The sequence below is a fragment of the Acinetobacter sp. WCHAc060042 genome (genome assembly GCF_003231195.1).
Taxonomy (GTDB): Bacteria; Pseudomonadota; Gammaproteobacteria; order Pseudomonadales; family Moraxellaceae; genus Acinetobacter.
Genome location: NZ_QKVN01000003.1, coordinates 83,022 through 98,502 on the forward strand (window position 1 = coordinate 83,022; position 15,481 = coordinate 98,502).

A 15,481-nucleotide genomic window follows, 5' to 3' on the forward strand; every position below is an offset into this window, starting at 1 on the left:
GGTGACTTTTGAAAATATCCTGCTATACTCCGCCCACGCACTAAATTTCGTTCATTACCTGAACATTCTCTTCTATCATTGTGTATGCGCGTCCGGTCCAAAGAGAGGACATTATTTCGCGCCCCACCCAATCGCTTAAGCGATTCCTTCAGGTTGCGGCTGTAATCAAATGTGCGTTATACGCATCGTCGTTCTCGGATCGCCGCTGATTCTATATTTTCAGCGATTATTGCTGTGCCGCTTTTTGCCGATGTCCATCTGATTTTATTTTTAATGGAGCACCCATTTTTCGGGTGAAATACTCTATGAGCAAGACTTTTGCTGAATTTCCTTTACACGAATCGTTACAACAAGCTCTACAAAGCCTAGGATTTACGTCTCCTACGCCAGTTCAGGAACAATCTATTCCTGCAGCTTTAGACGGTAAAGACCTTTTAGTATCGAGCCAAACTGGTTCAGGTAAAACTGCAGCGTTTTTATTACCAACGTTAAACGCACTTGCAGGCCAAGAAACTTTCGTTCCGTTCAAAGAACGTATGAAAGCAATTACTCAACCGAATATCTTAGTTCTTTGCCCAACACGTGAGTTGGCGCAACAGGTGAGCCAAGATGCAATTGCATTTGTTCGCCACATGAAAGGTGCACGTATTGCTGCAATCATGGGTGGTATGCCATTTGGTAAACAAATCCAACAGTTAAAAGGTGCGCAAGTTGTTGTTGCAACACCAGGTCGTTTACTTGACCTTGTGAACCGTCGTCAAATCAAATTAGACAAAGTTGATGCTCTAATTGTTGACGAAGCAGACCGTATGCTTGATCTAGGTTTCTCTGAAGACTTAGAAGCGATTAGCGACCTTGCTGCAAACCGTAAACAAACTTTAATGTTCTCTGCAACATTTGCACCACGTATCATCACACTTGCTGAACGCATGATGAATGATCCTGAACGTATTGCAATTGAGACAGGTCATTCTACCAATACAGATATCACTCAGACTTTACACTGGACTGATGGTTTCGAGCACAAGAAAAAACTTTTAACTCACTGGTTGAGCGAAGAAGATCTTGATCAAGCAGTTGTTTTCGCGTCTACACAAGAAGACACAGACATGCTTGCTGAAGAATTGGCTGAAGCGGGTCACTCAGTGGTTGCACTTCACGGTGCAATGCCACAAACCGTTCGTAACCGTCGTTTACGTAGCATCCGCGAAGGTCGTGCAAAAATCTTGGTTGCAACTGACGTTGCTGCACGTGGTTTAGACGTACCAACAATTTCACACGTTATTAACTTCGGTCTTCCTATGAAGAACGAAGACTATGTACACCGTATTGGTCGTACAGGTCGTGCGGGTCGTACTGGTAAAGCAATTACTTTAGCAACTTACCGTGAACGCGGTAAAATCCGTGCTTTAGAAGACTACTTAGATGCACGTTTAGAAGTATCTGAAATTGAAGGTTTAGAGCCATCTCCACCTCCAGCACGTTCTGGTCGTGATGGTGGTCGTGGTCGCAATGGCGGTGGTCGTCGTGATGGCGGTCGTGGCGGTTTTGGTGGCGGTCGTCGTTTTGAAGGCGAAAGCAACTTTAAACGTCGTGAAGGTGGTCGTGATGGCGAACGCCGTTCATTCGGTGGTGAAGACCGTCCACGTCGCGAATTTAACAATGATCGTCCACGTCGTGAAGGTGGTTTTGAAGACCGTCCACGTCGCGAATTTAACAACGATCGTCCACGTCGTGAAGGTGGTTTTGAAGACCGTCCACGTCGCGAATTTAACAATGATCGTCCACGTCGTGAAGGTGGTTTCGAAGACCGTCCACGTCGCGAATTTAACAACGATCGCCCGCGTCGCGAAGGTGGTTTCAACGACAAGCCGCGTTTTGACTCGAATGATGACAACCGTGGTAACCGTGTAGACTATAAACCACGTCGTGAAGGTTCTTTTGGTGACCGTCCTAAACGTGATTTTGGTGATCGTCCACAACGCCGTGAAGGTGGTTTTGGTGACCGTCCACAACGTTCTTTTGGTGAAGATCGTCCTAAGCGTTCGTTTGGTGGTGATGACCGCCCTAAGCGTACATTTGGTGAAGATCGTCCAAAGCGTGAATTTAACTCAGATCGTCCACGCACTGAAGGTGGTTTTGACCGCCCACGTCGTAAGTTCAATGACTAATTTGAACTAAAATTAAAAAAACCAGTGGAAACACTGGTTTTTTTTATGTCTATTGCTTTCAATCCGAAAATTAAAATGTATACTGAGTCATATTTTAATTACATTGATAATAATGATGCACAATAATGAGGTTGAATCAATCGCCACTCACTCTGACGCGAAAGAGGTCAATATGGCACATTATCTTGGATTTTTTTTACTGATTTGCAATATCCTTTTCTTTGTCTATAGTCGCTATGGATGAAGTGATCCGCTTTATTTAGGTTGTTTTCTTCCATTAAATAAATATAAATACAACCAATTGAAATCAATTCGTGCACAAAATTAGGCATGGAATACGCTAACATATCGTTTTTTAATCCTTTATAGTATGCATGCTGAAAAAATGCAGGAAAACGCACAGCTATGAATAATCAAGCGCCTCTGACTGCTCAAGCCCTCATTGAGGTCAAAAACCTGAGCTTTAAGCGAGGGGAACGTGTTATTTACGACAATGTCGGTATTACAATACGACAGGGTCAAATCACGGCCATCATGGGACCATCGGGAACAGGTAAAACCACTTTACTGCGTCTGATTGGGGGACAATTGACACCAGATCAGGGCGAAGTGCTTTTAGATGGACAAAACATTGCGAAAATGTCACGCAAAGAGTTATTTGCTGCGCGTGCACGTATGGGCATGTTGTTTCAAAGTGGAGCGCTGTTTACCGACATGTCAGTCTATGAAAATGTAGCTTTCCCAATTCGCGCGCACACGGCATTGCCTGAACATTTGATTGCAGAGATTGTGTCTTTAAAACTGGAATCTGTCGGCCTGCGCGGCGCAGAGCTGATGATGCCTTCTGAGCTTTCAGGCGGGATGAACCGTCGTGTGGCTTTGGCGCGTGCGATTGCACTGGATCCTGAACTGATTATGTACGATGAACCCTTTGCAGGACAAGATCCGATTGTGAAGGGTGTACTCACACGTCTGATTCGATCATTGCGAGAAGCTCTTGATTTAACAACAATTATTGTCTCACATGATGTGGCTGAAACTTTGTCGATAGCAGATTATATCTATGTTGTCGCTGAGGGCAAAGTGCAAGGTGAGGGGACGCCTGAACAGTTACAGGCGAATGCATCTCCATTCGTGAAACAATTTTTAACAGGTTCAGTTGAAGGACCTGTCGATTATCAATTTAGCCAAAAGGCATATCTAAGTACTGAGGTGCAAGCATGAATGCGATAGCACTCTTAGGTCGACGTGTGATTGAACGGGTTCGCGGCATAGGTGTTGCGAGCTTAATGTTATTGCAAATCTTATTTTCGATGCCAACGGTACAGGGCGTTCGGTTATTTGTATACCAAATGTACCGTGTTGGCGTATTGTCGCTACTTATTATTGTGGTGTCGGGGCTATTTATTGGTGCGGTCTTGGGTCTACAGATGTATAGCATCTTAGTGACCTTTGGTAGCGAAGCGATGCTAGGTACTGCGGTTGCATTGACTTTACTCCGTGAGTTAGCACCTGTGGTTGCTGCACTGTTGTTTGCAGGCCGTGCAGGTTCGGCATTAACAGCTGAGATTGGCTTAATGAAAGCCACAGAGCAGTTGTCCAGTATGGAAATGATCGGGGTTGATCCACTCAAACGTGTGATTTCACCGCGACTTTGGGCGGGTATTTTTAGTTTGCCGATGCTGTCTGTCATCTTTGCTGCAGTCGGGATTATGGGCGGTAAAATGGTGGGTGTGGACTTCTTGGGTGCAGATGAGGGCTCTTACTGGAGTGGCATTCAAAGTAGCGTAGAGTTCTATAAAGATGTCCTGAATGGCACCATCATTAAAAGTTTTGTTTTTGCTTTAATTTGTACATGGATTGCGGTGTATCAAGGCTATGCCTGTGAACCGACATCTGAAGGTATTGCGACATCAACCACACGCACTGTGGTGTATTCATCGCTCTGTGTTTTAGGTTTTGATTTTGTGTTGACTGCGGTCATGTTTGGAGGTGTTTAATGAAATCACGTGCAAGTGAGCTGGCAGTCGGCATATTTGTCATTCTCTTCGGTATCGCTTTGTTTTTTATTGCGATGCGAGTAAGTGGCTTGGTGGGTTCAAATCTCAGTGATCGCTATGAAATGAGTGCAACCTTCGATAACGTGAATGGTTTAAAACCACGTGCGAAAGTGACGATGAGTGGGGTGAAAATTGGTCAAGTTGATCAAATTAGCTTAGACCCTGTGACACGTTTAGCCACGGTTTCTTTTTCTTTAGATGGGAAGTTGACATCTTTCAATGCAACACAGCTCAAAGAAGTTGAAAAGAATGCACTTGAAGAGCTTCGTTACAGTAGCGACTATACCGCTGCGGATGCTGCGCAACAAAAAGAAATGGAAAAGCAACTTATTGCGAACATGAAGTCCATTACCAGCATAGATGAAGATGCTTATATTATGGTGGCAACCAATGGTCTGCTTGGTGAAAAGTACTTGAAAATTGTTCCGGGGGGTGGCTTGAACTACGTGAAACGTGGTGAAAGCATTGGCAATACCCAAGGTACAATGGATCTAGAAGACTTAATTACTAAATTTATTACGGGTGGGGCAGGTAAATCGCAAGATGCTACAGCAAAGACTGAGCAACCTGAAACCGCTGAAACAACAGATGCCAATGTGTCATTTGTTGAATGATTTGAAGAGGAACAATTGTAGTGAATACTTTATTGAAACAAACACTAACAGCTAGCATTTTATCAACCTTGCTTGCAGGTACTGCTTTTGCAGCGCCAAGTGAAGCACCACCTGCTTTTGTTAAAAAAGTGGCAGATGGCCTGATTGCGCGTTTAAAAGCAGATCATGCCAAGCTACAAAACAACCCAGCTGCTGTGAAAACGATTGTTCGTCAAAATCTAGATCCGTATGTCGATTCACAAGCATTTTCACGTATCGTGATGGGGACTTATGCGACCAATCAATACAGTACTGCTGCACAGCGTGCGAAGTTTGAAAATAACTTTCGTGAAACTTTGATTGAAAACTACGGTACTGCATTCGCGAAGTTTAGTAATCAGACATATACCATCCGTCCGTATAAAGAAACGAACAGCAAAAACCCTGTGGTGACGATCGACTTTAATAACAAAGGCGAAAAAATCCCAGTATCTTTCCAGTTGGCGGATAAAGGCAACCAATGGAAAATCCGTAATATCAATGTGTCGGGTATCGACCTTGGTTTACAGTTCCGTAATCAGTTCGCGGCAACGGTTAAACGTAATGGTGGCGACCTAGATAAAGCGATTGCAAACTTCCAACCTGATGCAGAAGCAGCGGTTGAAAAGAAAAAATAAGTAGGTGAAAGGTGATTAACTTTAGCAATCAGGAAATGCAGCTTTCAGGTCAGATTACCTATGACAATGCTGAAAGTTACTATCAGCAAGGTTTGAAGGTGATGCAGTCACAGTCTTATCCTGTGGTGGTTAATTTGGCCCAGCTTGAGCATGGTAGTACATTGGCACTGGCGGTTTTAGTCCGTTGGGTGCGTCAAACACCAAATGCGCACAGTTTACATTTTAAAGCGGTGCCTGAAAAAATGATGAAAATCATTCAAGCCTGTCATTTACAGGATGACCTCAAGTTAATCCCTTAAATAAAAAAAAGCACCGTGAGGTGCTTTTTTTATGTATTGCATTTCTTAAATCTATGAGGAAAAGCAGTGTCTTAAGGTGTACTCAAATCCATTTTTTCCAGCGGAAGTAAATCAGTGGGCCAATCAAGAAAGCCACCAAAATTAAGCTGACAATCACAAAACTGGTCGTTCCTCTTGCAAAAGGCAACACATCGGTGTTCATCCCATAAATACTGGCAATCAGCATTGGTGGAGCGAGCATACTTGGTAAGATGGAGAAGCGACGAATCGTGTCATTCTGCTCGGTGTTAATGAAGCCTGAGGTGGTGTCGAGCAAGAATCGGACTTTTTGGAACAAGAAGGCATCGTGTTCAACCAGTGAGCGGACGTCTTCGCTAAGCTCTCGAATATCCGCATCATAAATATGACTGCCTAAAGCACGTGGACGGGATAAAAAAGTCAGTACACGACGTAAGTCAATCAGACACAGCTGTGCTTTTCCAAGCATATCTTCCAAGTGGGCCAGACGCGTAATCATGTCATCCAAGTCGAGAATCATCTCACGGTGTCGGTTATTCAGCACTTCTGTGGAATACTTTTCCAAGTCCTTGTGGATATCTTCTAAGATATCCGCAAGCTCGTCCAATTTGGCTTCAAGTAAACCGAGTAAGATCCATGTCGGGTCTTTATAGTCAATTTCGTAGTCATTACGACGTGCACGCGCACGGAATGCCCGAAATGCGACCAATTTTTCACCACGAAGAGTGAAGAGTCGCTCTTTATGCAAAATGAAAGCCACGGTTTGTACCGTGGCAAGCGCTCCGTTGCTTTCTTCAGTTTCGCCATCGACTTGGTAATTTTTATTTTTCGTTAAAAAATACGTACTGATATGCAAAATACCATCATCATCACGGTAGAATCGAGCTGAAGATGAAATGTCTTCGAGTGATTTTAACGTAGGTAAATTTTGTTCATATGCATCTAAAATCCACTGTTGTTCTTCTTGTGAGGGAGCAATGAGGTCAAGCCAGACCAAATCGGGCTGAAGATCGAAATCGCCATTAATGGTGATGTCTTCTAAGCTACCGCGCTCTGTGGCGTAAAAGGCTTCAAGCATGCCGTCTTTCTCCTTTGCGCAGTAATGGTTGAGGTGGATGGGTGTATTTTAGACAAGGATTGCAATAAAAACACTGATCGAATGGTTAAATTGCTAAAAAATATCCATTCATTTTAGTGAAGTTGCATGACAATTAAATATCAGAGTAAAAAATGACAAATTCAATTGCGATCTTTTGTGGTTCCGCATTAGGTTCAGATCAAATCTTTTCAGAAACAGCTCGTCAGGTTGGACACACCATCGCTGAACAAGGCAAAACCTTGGTCTATGGTGGGGGTCGCTCAGGTTTAATGGGTATCGTGGCTGACAGTGCTTTAGAAGCGGGTGGTCAAGTGATTGGTGTGATTCCACACGTGCTGGTGGATCGTGAATTGGCACATCAAGGCCTCACCGAGTTATATGTCGTCAAAGACATGCAAGAGCGTAAACTGAAAATGTCAGCCTTGTCGGATGGATTTATTGCAATGCCAGGCGGTGCTGGGACTTTAGAAGAAATCTTTGAACAATGGACATGGGCTCAACTCGGCATTCACCTCAAGCCAAATGCCTTTTTGAATGTAAATGGCTTTTATGATGATTTAATCAAGTTTCTAAAAATGACAACTAGCAAAGGTTTTACCCATACACGTTTTACCGACAGCCTGATTGTATCGGACTCAGTGAAAACAATTTTAAAGCAAATGGATCAATTCCAAGCGCCTGAACCGAAGTGGGGCATGGTTGATCCTGAGTTGTTGGATGTCAAAGCATGAAGGTGATTACGGTTGCTGCAGCCATTATTGTAAATGCACAACAGCAGCTTTTATTGGTGCGCAAGCAAAACACCACGTGTTTTATGCAAGTTGGCGGTAAGCTTGAGCCAAATGAAGCACCTGAGCAAACCATGCTGCGTGAGATTCAGGAAGAAATAGGCACAGATGCGATTATTAAACAGTTTGTCGGTCGTTTTGAAACAGCCACAGCTAACGAGCCTGATTTTAAATTGGTCAGCTACGTTTACCATGTTCAGCTTCAGCAAGCGCCACAGATTGCGGCTGAAATTGCGGAAATGAAGTGGCTGAACTTGGATGATCAACAAACTGCACTTGCACCGTTAACCACTGAGGTGGTCATCCCTTGGGTGCGCGAACATTTGCTGATTGAAGTCGTTTAACTATTCCAGTGCGTAGGCAATACACGCGGCGCTGACTTTATGACAACCTAAGTGTTCAAGTTGTAAAGTCAGGGCCTGAATCGAGCTGCCTGTGGTCACGACATCATCCAAAATCAAAACACGTCGGTAACGTTTTGCATATTGGCGTTGCTGTGGATCAATTTTAAATTGCTGCTGAATGTGATCTAAGCGTTCTAGTCGACTGAGTCCTTTTTGCGAATGTTGATGCAGCCGAATCACAGGTTGCCAAATGGGAACATTTAGCTGCTTGGCTAAGTCTTTGGCGAGGATCATTGATTGGTTATAGCCACGTTCCGCTAAACGTTGGCTCGAAATCGGCATTGGAACAATTGCTTGGACTTTAGGTAAGCGTATTTGCTGAAGAATGCCTGAAAGTAAAGGTTGCCAATGCAGTTGTTGTTCATATTTGAACTGCTGAATCAAATGATCTAAAGGATATTGATATTGTCCTGCGACATGAATACTCAGCGCTTGTTTTTCAATGGTTTGTGGATGCAGAGGAAGTTGTTGCCAGCAGTCCAGACAGACCGAATGCAGATCTGTGCGTACAATGCCACACAACTGACAAGGCTGTGTTTTGTGTAACAACTGTTTGGCGGTGTGCAGTAAATGACTAAACATAGGCATAGCGTGGTGCTTCAGGCAGCCAGCGTTTCAGTAAGGCTTCGGCATTTCTAGGATAGTCTTTTAAAATCTGAGCTGCGACAAAGTGGGCTTGATTGAGCAAATGATCATCGCGTTCTAGTTTGGCTACACGAAAGCCCATATCCCCGGTTTGTTTGGTGCCGAGTAATTCACCCGGGCCACGAATTTCCAAATCTTTTTCGGCAATTAAAAAACCATCATTGGTTTCACGCATGATGCGCAAACGTTCTTGTCCATTTTGAGACAGCGGACTTTTATATAGCAGGGCGCAAAAGCTAGCCTTGGCACCTCGACCAACACGGCCACGTAATTGGTGCAATTGAGACAGTCCTAAACGTTCCGCATTTTCAATCACCATGATCGAGGCATTTGGTACATCAACCCCCACTTCAATCACTGTGGTCGCAATCAACAGTTGTAATTGATTGGCTTTAAACTGTTGCATCACGGCTTGTTTTTCATCGGCTTTCATTTTGCCATGTACGAGGCCAATGTTGAGCTCGGGGAAGCGTTCTTTAATTTCTAAATAGGTCGCTTCAGCGGCTTGGGCATCTAAGGTTTCAGACTCTTCAACCAAGGTGCAGACCCAGTAAGCTTGTTTGCCTTCTAGACAGTTACTGGCAATACGTTGCAGGACTTCTTCACGGCGGTCGAGTGGAATGGTCACGGTTTGAATCGGCGTTCGTCCGGGTGGAAGTTCATCAATCACGGACGTATCTAAGTCTCCATAGGCGGACATGGCTAAAGTTCGTGGAATCGGCGTTGCGGTCATGACCAATTGATGTGGGGTCATATTCTGCGCACCTTTAGTACGCAGGGCTAAGCGCTGATCGACCCCGAAGCGGTGCTGCTCATCAATAATCACCAGCCCGAGTTTGGCAAAGCGGACATTGTCTTGAAACAGGGCATGCGTACCCACCACCAGATGCGCCGTGCCGTCAACAATGGCTTGTTCGGCTGTGGCACGGGCTTTGCCTTTTTGTTTACCTGAAAGCCAAGATACACTGAGTCCTAAAGGCTCAAACCATTTTTTAAAATTGAGATAATGTTGTTCCGCCAAAATTTCAGTCGGTGCCATTAACGCCACTTGCCAACCTTCTTCTAAAGCATGACAGGCTGCGACGCCTGCGACCAAGGTTTTGCCAGCACCGACATCGCCTTGAACCAAACGTAGCATCGGTTTATTGAGTTTTAAGTCGTGTACAATTTCTTTGGAGACGCGCTTTTGTGCATTGGTCATTTCAAAAGGCAGGCTACTGAGCAGTTGTTTGGCAAACTGACGACTGGCAGAAATACGTGGGGCTTCAATCTGTTGGATATAGGCACGACGGCTTAATAGACTGACCTGATGCGCAACCAACTCTTCAAAAATCAAACGTTGCTGGGCTGGATGCGAACCTTGACTCAATTGCAGCATATTGGCATCGACTGGGGGATGGTGAATGTAATCCAATGCCTGTTTAAGTGCATAGCCATTGGTAAATTTTGCGGGCAGTAGTTCAGGTAAATCATCACTGTGTTTGGCTAAAGCCTGTTTGATGTATTCACGAAACTTCGGTTGAGTCAGCCCTTCTGTACTGGGATAAATCGCAGTCAGTTGAGTTTGTGGAAGCGGCGTATGCTCTGTAATGAGTTGAATTTCAGGGTGATACATTTCCAAGCCACGCGCGCCCACGCGGACTTCACCAAAAATACGCAGACGGTTGCCAACCTTTGCGCGATCCGTTAAGCCTTTATAAATATGGTAAAAGCGTAAAGTCACTTTGCCAAAGTCGTCTTGCAGTCCAATCGCCATTGATTTTCGTTTACCCGGTGGAAAGTCCACACCTTGAATCGTGCCTTGGAGTAAGTAGCTACGCCCCACAGTCAATTGGTTCATGGGGATGATCGTGCTACGATCTTCATAGTCTCGTGGCAGATGAAACAACAGATCATCTGTAGTGAAGAGATTCAACTTTTCAAGTAGTGCAGCAGAGGCAGCTCCGACCCCCTGCAACTGATGGACTGCAGCCATGTCCCCTCAACTTTGTCTGTGATTTGGTGCTAAATGCATATTTTATTTATCGGTTATGGTAAAACATCTCAGCGTGTTGCTAAACAGTTATTTCAGCAAGGCCACCAAATTACCACAATTAGCCGAAGTCCGAAATCCGATGATTGGGCTGAGCATTTGACTCAAGATATTCATCAGTTGGATCTGTCCCAAATCGCACCGGTTGATGCTGTGTATGTCTTACTCTCGCCTGAGGGCAGTACGGTGGAGGCGTATCAGCGAACTTTTGTAGACTCGATTGCACCCATGCTACACGCCTTAAAAAGTCATCCTTTAAAAAAAGTGATCGTGGTTTCTTCCACACGCGTTTATGGTGAAAGTGCAGGTGAGCGAGTTGATGATGACACATGTCCCCAGCCGAGCGATGCGCAAGGGCAGGTGTTATTGAATATGGAAACTTTGTGGCAACAGGCTTATCCATCTGAATGTGTGATTGTGTGTCCAACAGGCATTTATGGAACCTCAGTTACACGTATGATTAAACTTGCAGAAACCACAAAATCTTATCCTAAACTTCATTGGTCGAACCGAATTCATATTGAGGATTTGGCGGCTTTTTTAGCGCACTTGCTTCACGTGGAACATACTGAAAAGTCTTACATTTGTAGCAATAGCCAACCACTGCCTTTGCATGAAATTATCCAATGGTTTCAACAACAGTTAGGACTGCCAGTTTTGGTTCTAGAAAGTGATGTGCCATCAGGCAAGAAAATTTATGCTACGCAGATGCAGCAAATGAATTTTGAATTACAGCATCCACATTGTTTTGATGATTATTTGGCGTTGTTAGCAGTGTGTGAGTCAAAATAATTTTTTACTTTCACTCATAAAAAATGTGAAACGTAGCTGAGAAAATGGCTGTGGAACGTGGAAAATCATGACAAATCCGTTCTAGTGCGATGAACCTTAGAATTTATTTAATTAAGATATTGATAATTATAAGAAAATTTTAATCATTTCGTATAAGGTGTATTATATTGATTCTAGAAAAACTTAATTTATTATTCTAAGTTTTTCTCCATAATTACTAGTTCAATGTCATCATAGACTTCATTGTCTTACTAAGACAAATTTCATAGATACGATCGAAGTCTTCTTCTGATATAGCAATCGCTTTAACTTGATTCAAAAATATCATCTCCATTACGACGATGAACTATATGATTAGGCATAAGAGATCTTTCCTTAGTCCTTAAATTTAATATAAAAGTTAGATTTTCGTGAAAACATACATTCCAACTCCATCATTACCAACATCTTCAACTCGAACAATTGAGAACCCACATTTATTCACATAAAAACATACATTATTAATAAGACAAGATGGTGTTCTTAACCGCCATCCATTCGGGCTAGGATACATTTTTTCTATTTTTTCCCAAGCAAGATAGCCATACCCCTTCCCCTGTAAATTGGGTGAAATAAATAATCGTTCGAGTACTTTCACGTTATGTTCATCTGTAGATAAGACTGCACCGCCTATCAAATTATTATTATCAAAAATACTAAGAATAACTTTAGTTTGCATCTCGATTAATGATCTAAAAGAAAGCTCATCGTCCTCTTCATCATCTTCGTCCTCTTCCATATTGTCAGGGAAAAATCTGGCATTAGAAGAAAAAGCAGCAGCATGTATCTCCTGAAGAGTATCAGCGTGATCTAAGCTAGCAACTTTGATCATTAGATTATTCATTTTTTCTCCGCAAAATATAAAATTCAGGCAGAATTAAATATTAATTTATCAACTGGAACAACTGCAAAATATTAAAGAAGAGGCGATAAAAGCATTCTATTTAACATAATAGAGCTTGTACGACATAGATTTTAATTTTTATTCATAGACTTACAGCACAGGCACCTACATTTTGTAGATACCTATGCTTTTAAAAAGAAATTACTTCTTCTTGCGTTTCAAACGCTTCTTCGCTTGCTCAGCAGCGACTTTGTCTAGCGTGTCTTTCAGTTCTTCATCGCTGAAAGTAGTGATGTGTTGCAACATTTGTAGCGTGACATCATCTAGTACCAAGTTGGCATATTGCGCAACGTTTTGGAAGTTCTCATCAAACACAATCGCGTTGTCAGAGTTGGTACTGATATAACCCTGTTGCGTGAGCACTTTAATAAAGCTTTGGAATAGAGCCTTATCAAAGAATTCAGGCGAATTGAACTCATATAGGACAGACAAACGCTGACCCACCAAATGACTGAGCTCTTCCACTTGACGTGCTGAAATATTCCCAGAACCACGCTGTGTAATTAACGCAAGCGTCATGTAGTAACGTTCAAGACTCTGCATGACTGGCGCCGCCAATACCACCAATTGGTTATGGTCTTCGCTGTTTGGAGCAGGGGAAATCAAGTGACCTTCGGCATCTTCAGAAATCAGTTTGGCTTGAATCAAACCATCTACATAGGCACAGATTTGATCTTTGAGTTCAGCATCTTCCCATTTTAAAAACAATTCTGCTTTTAAGAATGGATAGAGCGTGCGAATCACATTGATTAAATCACCACGGCCAATGGTTCCATTGTGTTCAACCAAAGCGGCAACGAGTGATGGCAATACAAAGGCATGCAAAATGTTATTACGGAAGTAGGTCAGCAGTACCGCTTGATTGTCCGCAATCGCAATGATGTCGCCCAGTACGTGATTGACGCGTTTGATCAGTTTTAGCTTCAAGCCATAAGCAATGATTTCTTTACCTGATAATGGCGTGACCAAGAGGCGCTCATCATAAGGAAGTGTGGTCAACAACTTGCGATAGGTATCAAGCTGTTTGATACAGATTTCTTCATCAAGCGTATGCTTCTCAGTAGCCAACAGAACCAAAGACAGTAATGAAACAGGGTTCACCACAGCGGCACGGTTAATATTTTCTAAAATCGCATGTGCAGAACTATTCACAGCATCAGAGACTTCTTGCGGAATCGGATCATCATTTTTAGCAATTTGTACATTCTCAGCGCCATGCTTTTTCAGCATGTCATCTAAGAAGACTGGTTCGCCAAAGTTGAGATGGACTTTACCGAAAATACGTTCAATTTTGCGTAAAGTTTGCAGAATCCCAAAGACAGATTCAGCTTCTTTCGGTTTACCGTTCATCTCACCAACGTAGGTTGCACCTTCCATCAAGCGTTCATAACCGATATAGGTCGGAACAAAGACAATCGGTTTGGCACGACCACGTAAGTGACTGTGCACCGTCATGGCCAACATACCTGTTTTTGGGGGTAGCAGACGACCTGTACGTGAACGACCACCTTCGATGAAGTATTCTAAAGGCGTGTTACGCGACAAAATACTGTATAGGTATTCTTTAAAGACCGAAGTATAGAGCGCGTTACCGCGGAAGGTACGGCGAATAAAGAATGCACCGCCACCACGTAGAATTTGCCCAACAAATGGCATATTCAGGTTATCGCCCGCAGCGATATAAGGCACCATCAAACCACGGTTATACACCACATAAGACAGCAGTAAATAGTCGATATGACTGCGGTGACATGGGGTATACACAATTTCATAATCTTTTGCCAACTCACGAACCGTATTGAAGTTATGGACTTCAACCCCGTCATAGAGCTGCGTCCATAAACGTGCTAGCGCCATTTCCGCAAAACGGATGGTGGAATGTGAATAGTCCGATACGATTTCATTGACATAACCAATGGCACGACGCTCTGCATCCAACATGCTAATTTTGCCGCGGATACTTTCACGACGAATGGCATCTTGTACATCATTAGCTTTAATCAATGAATGCATCACGTTGCGGCGATCTGAAAGGTCAGGGCCGAGTACTGCTTCACGGTGTGCATCGAGCTGATTATTTAGGGTGTTTAGAATATACGTTGCAGGCGATAAGTTCGGATAGGTGGTTTTTGCAAAGTCAATTAAAGCACGTAAAGACTGACTTTCATGGAACTCTAAAAATGACTGGCGACCATGTAAACCAATATTCATCAGCTGTTTCACTGTACTTGGTGTCGCCCAAGTGTCAGTAAATAACAATTTAAACCAAGAGTCTTCTTTATCTGGTGAACGTCCCCAAAGCACTGTCACGGGGACAAGTTCAACGTCTAAGTCGGGTTGTTTTTCTAAAGCTTCAACCAAACGTAAAAGACGTGGTGGAAAGGTGTGGGATGGAGCGTTAAGTAAATTATTTTCATCGTTATGTTGTAGAAACACGATTGATGCTTTTTCTTGATGTGTACCCAAGACTAAAGGGTCTAGTGCAGGGGAAAGCTTTAAGCGACGTGTTTCACCATCCACCAACAGCGCATTACTACGAGAGTGGTTTTGGAGTACATAACAGACAATTTTTTTGGGATGGTCTGAAGCTGCTGAGTCAGCATCGTTTACTGTCGGTTCTGTTGGAACCTCACCCAATACGTGTGGGGTTACGATTAGGTCAAGAAGCTTACTTGAAAGCTTTCTATACATTTGACCAAAGCCACTTTTGGACATATACACTCCTGCTTAAATGACCAATCCCGCAGTTTGCCTGAAGGGGTATTTATTTTGCGTAATTGTAAACATAAACCGTATGTCATTTCCTGACAAATTTGTTTTATATGGTGAATTTTATCGTTAAAAATCGTATTTTTAGTCAAAAATAACGAAAAAAAGTTGTGACATCTCAGTCAAGCAATCTCTAGGGTTTTAGTCAGAATTTATGGCAAAATAGGTTTTATACTCTATATATGATACCT

General features: G+C 43.1%; 14 protein-coding genes. 9 read left to right on the forward strand and 5 right to left on the reverse strand.

The window, feature by feature from the left end:
- Positions 1–305: 305 nt before the first annotated feature.
- The 6 genes from DPG01_RS02175 to DPG01_RS02205 all read left to right on the forward strand — a co-directional run bounded on the left by DPG01_RS02175 (position 306) and on the right by DPG01_RS02205 (position 5,800).
- A complete protein-coding gene (locus DPG01_RS02175) occupies positions 306–2,171 on the forward strand; it encodes a DEAD/DEAH box helicase (RefSeq protein WP_110974058.1) in 1,866 nt (621 codons plus the stop codon).
- A 405-nt stretch (positions 2,172–2,576) separates the two neighbouring features.
- Positions 2,577–3,395, forward strand: a complete 819-nt coding sequence (locus DPG01_RS02185) for an ABC transporter ATP-binding protein (protein ID WP_086208978.1) — start codon at positions 2,577–2,579, stop codon at positions 3,393–3,395.
- Positions 3,392–4,171: a lipid asymmetry maintenance ABC transporter permease subunit MlaE gene (gene mlaE / locus DPG01_RS02190; protein WP_086208977.1), complete on the forward strand. Its 780-nt coding sequence runs from the start codon at positions 3,392–3,394 to the stop codon at positions 4,169–4,171. The genes DPG01_RS02185 and mlaE overlap by 4 nt, the downstream gene beginning before the upstream one ends.
- Positions 4,171–4,845: an outer membrane lipid asymmetry maintenance protein MlaD gene (locus tag DPG01_RS02195; RefSeq protein WP_086208976.1), complete on the forward strand. Its 675-nt coding sequence runs from the start codon at positions 4,171–4,173 to the stop codon at positions 4,843–4,845. The genes mlaE and DPG01_RS02195 overlap by 1 nt, the downstream gene beginning before the upstream one ends.
- A gap of 20 nt (positions 4,846–4,865) precedes the next feature.
- Entirely contained in the window at positions 4,866–5,501 is a 636-nt protein-coding gene (locus tag DPG01_RS02200; protein WP_086208975.1) for an MlaC/ttg2D family ABC transporter substrate-binding protein, read from the forward strand.
- An 11-nt stretch (positions 5,502–5,512) separates the two neighbouring features.
- Positions 5,513–5,800, forward strand: a complete 288-nt coding sequence (locus tag DPG01_RS02205; protein ID WP_086208974.1) for an STAS domain-containing protein — start codon at positions 5,513–5,515, stop codon at positions 5,798–5,800.
- A gap of 82 nt (positions 5,801–5,882) precedes the next feature.
- Here DPG01_RS02205 and DPG01_RS02210 read toward each other — a convergent pair whose 3' ends face one another.
- The gene (locus DPG01_RS02210; RefSeq protein ID WP_086208973.1) at positions 5,883–6,896 is read right to left on the reverse strand and encodes a CorA family divalent cation transporter; all 1,014 of its coding nucleotides are present in this window, start codon (positions 6,894–6,896) and stop codon (positions 5,883–5,885) included.
- 152 nt (positions 6,897–7,048) lie between these two features.
- Between DPG01_RS02210 and DPG01_RS02215 the strand changes: the two genes are divergently transcribed.
- Together DPG01_RS02215 and DPG01_RS02220 are read left to right on the forward strand one after the other, a co-directional pair.
- The gene (locus DPG01_RS02215; RefSeq protein ID WP_087527366.1) at positions 7,049–7,648 is read left to right on the forward strand and encodes a TIGR00730 family Rossman fold protein; all 600 of its coding nucleotides are present in this window, start codon (positions 7,049–7,051) and stop codon (positions 7,646–7,648) included.
- The gene (locus DPG01_RS02220) at positions 7,645–8,049 is read left to right on the forward strand and encodes an NUDIX hydrolase (RefSeq protein WP_086208971.1); all 405 of its coding nucleotides are present in this window, start codon (positions 7,645–7,647) and stop codon (positions 8,047–8,049) included. The genes DPG01_RS02215 and DPG01_RS02220 overlap by 4 nt, the downstream gene beginning before the upstream one ends.
- Here DPG01_RS02220 and DPG01_RS02225 read toward each other — a convergent pair whose 3' ends face one another.
- A complete protein-coding gene (locus tag DPG01_RS02225) occupies positions 8,050–8,697 on the reverse strand; it encodes a ComF family protein (protein ID WP_110974060.1) in 648 nt (215 codons plus the stop codon).
- Positions 8,684–10,729 (reverse strand): ATP-dependent DNA helicase RecG, encoded by a 2,046-nt coding sequence (gene recG, locus DPG01_RS02230; protein ID WP_110974061.1) that lies wholly within the window; start codon positions 10,727–10,729, stop codon positions 8,684–8,686. Before recG ends, DPG01_RS02225 begins: the two co-directional genes overlap by 14 nt.
- Positions 10,730–10,762: 33 nt before the next feature.
- On the opposite strand from recG, the gene DPG01_RS02235 reads away from it, so the two are divergent.
- A complete protein-coding gene (locus tag DPG01_RS02235) occupies positions 10,763–11,578 on the forward strand; it encodes an NAD-dependent epimerase/dehydratase family protein (protein WP_110974062.1) in 816 nt (271 codons plus the stop codon).
- Between the two features lie 400 nt (positions 11,579–11,978).
- Here DPG01_RS02235 and DPG01_RS02240 read toward each other — a convergent pair whose 3' ends face one another.
- A complete protein-coding gene (locus tag DPG01_RS02240; RefSeq protein WP_110974063.1) occupies positions 11,979–12,461 on the reverse strand; it encodes a GNAT family N-acetyltransferase in 483 nt (160 codons plus the stop codon).
- 201 nt (positions 12,462–12,662) lie between these two features.
- The gene (gene plsB, locus DPG01_RS02245) at positions 12,663–15,236 is read right to left on the reverse strand and encodes a glycerol-3-phosphate 1-O-acyltransferase PlsB (RefSeq protein WP_110974064.1); all 2,574 of its coding nucleotides are present in this window, start codon (positions 15,234–15,236) and stop codon (positions 12,663–12,665) included.
- Positions 15,237–15,481 lie beyond the last annotated feature (245 nt).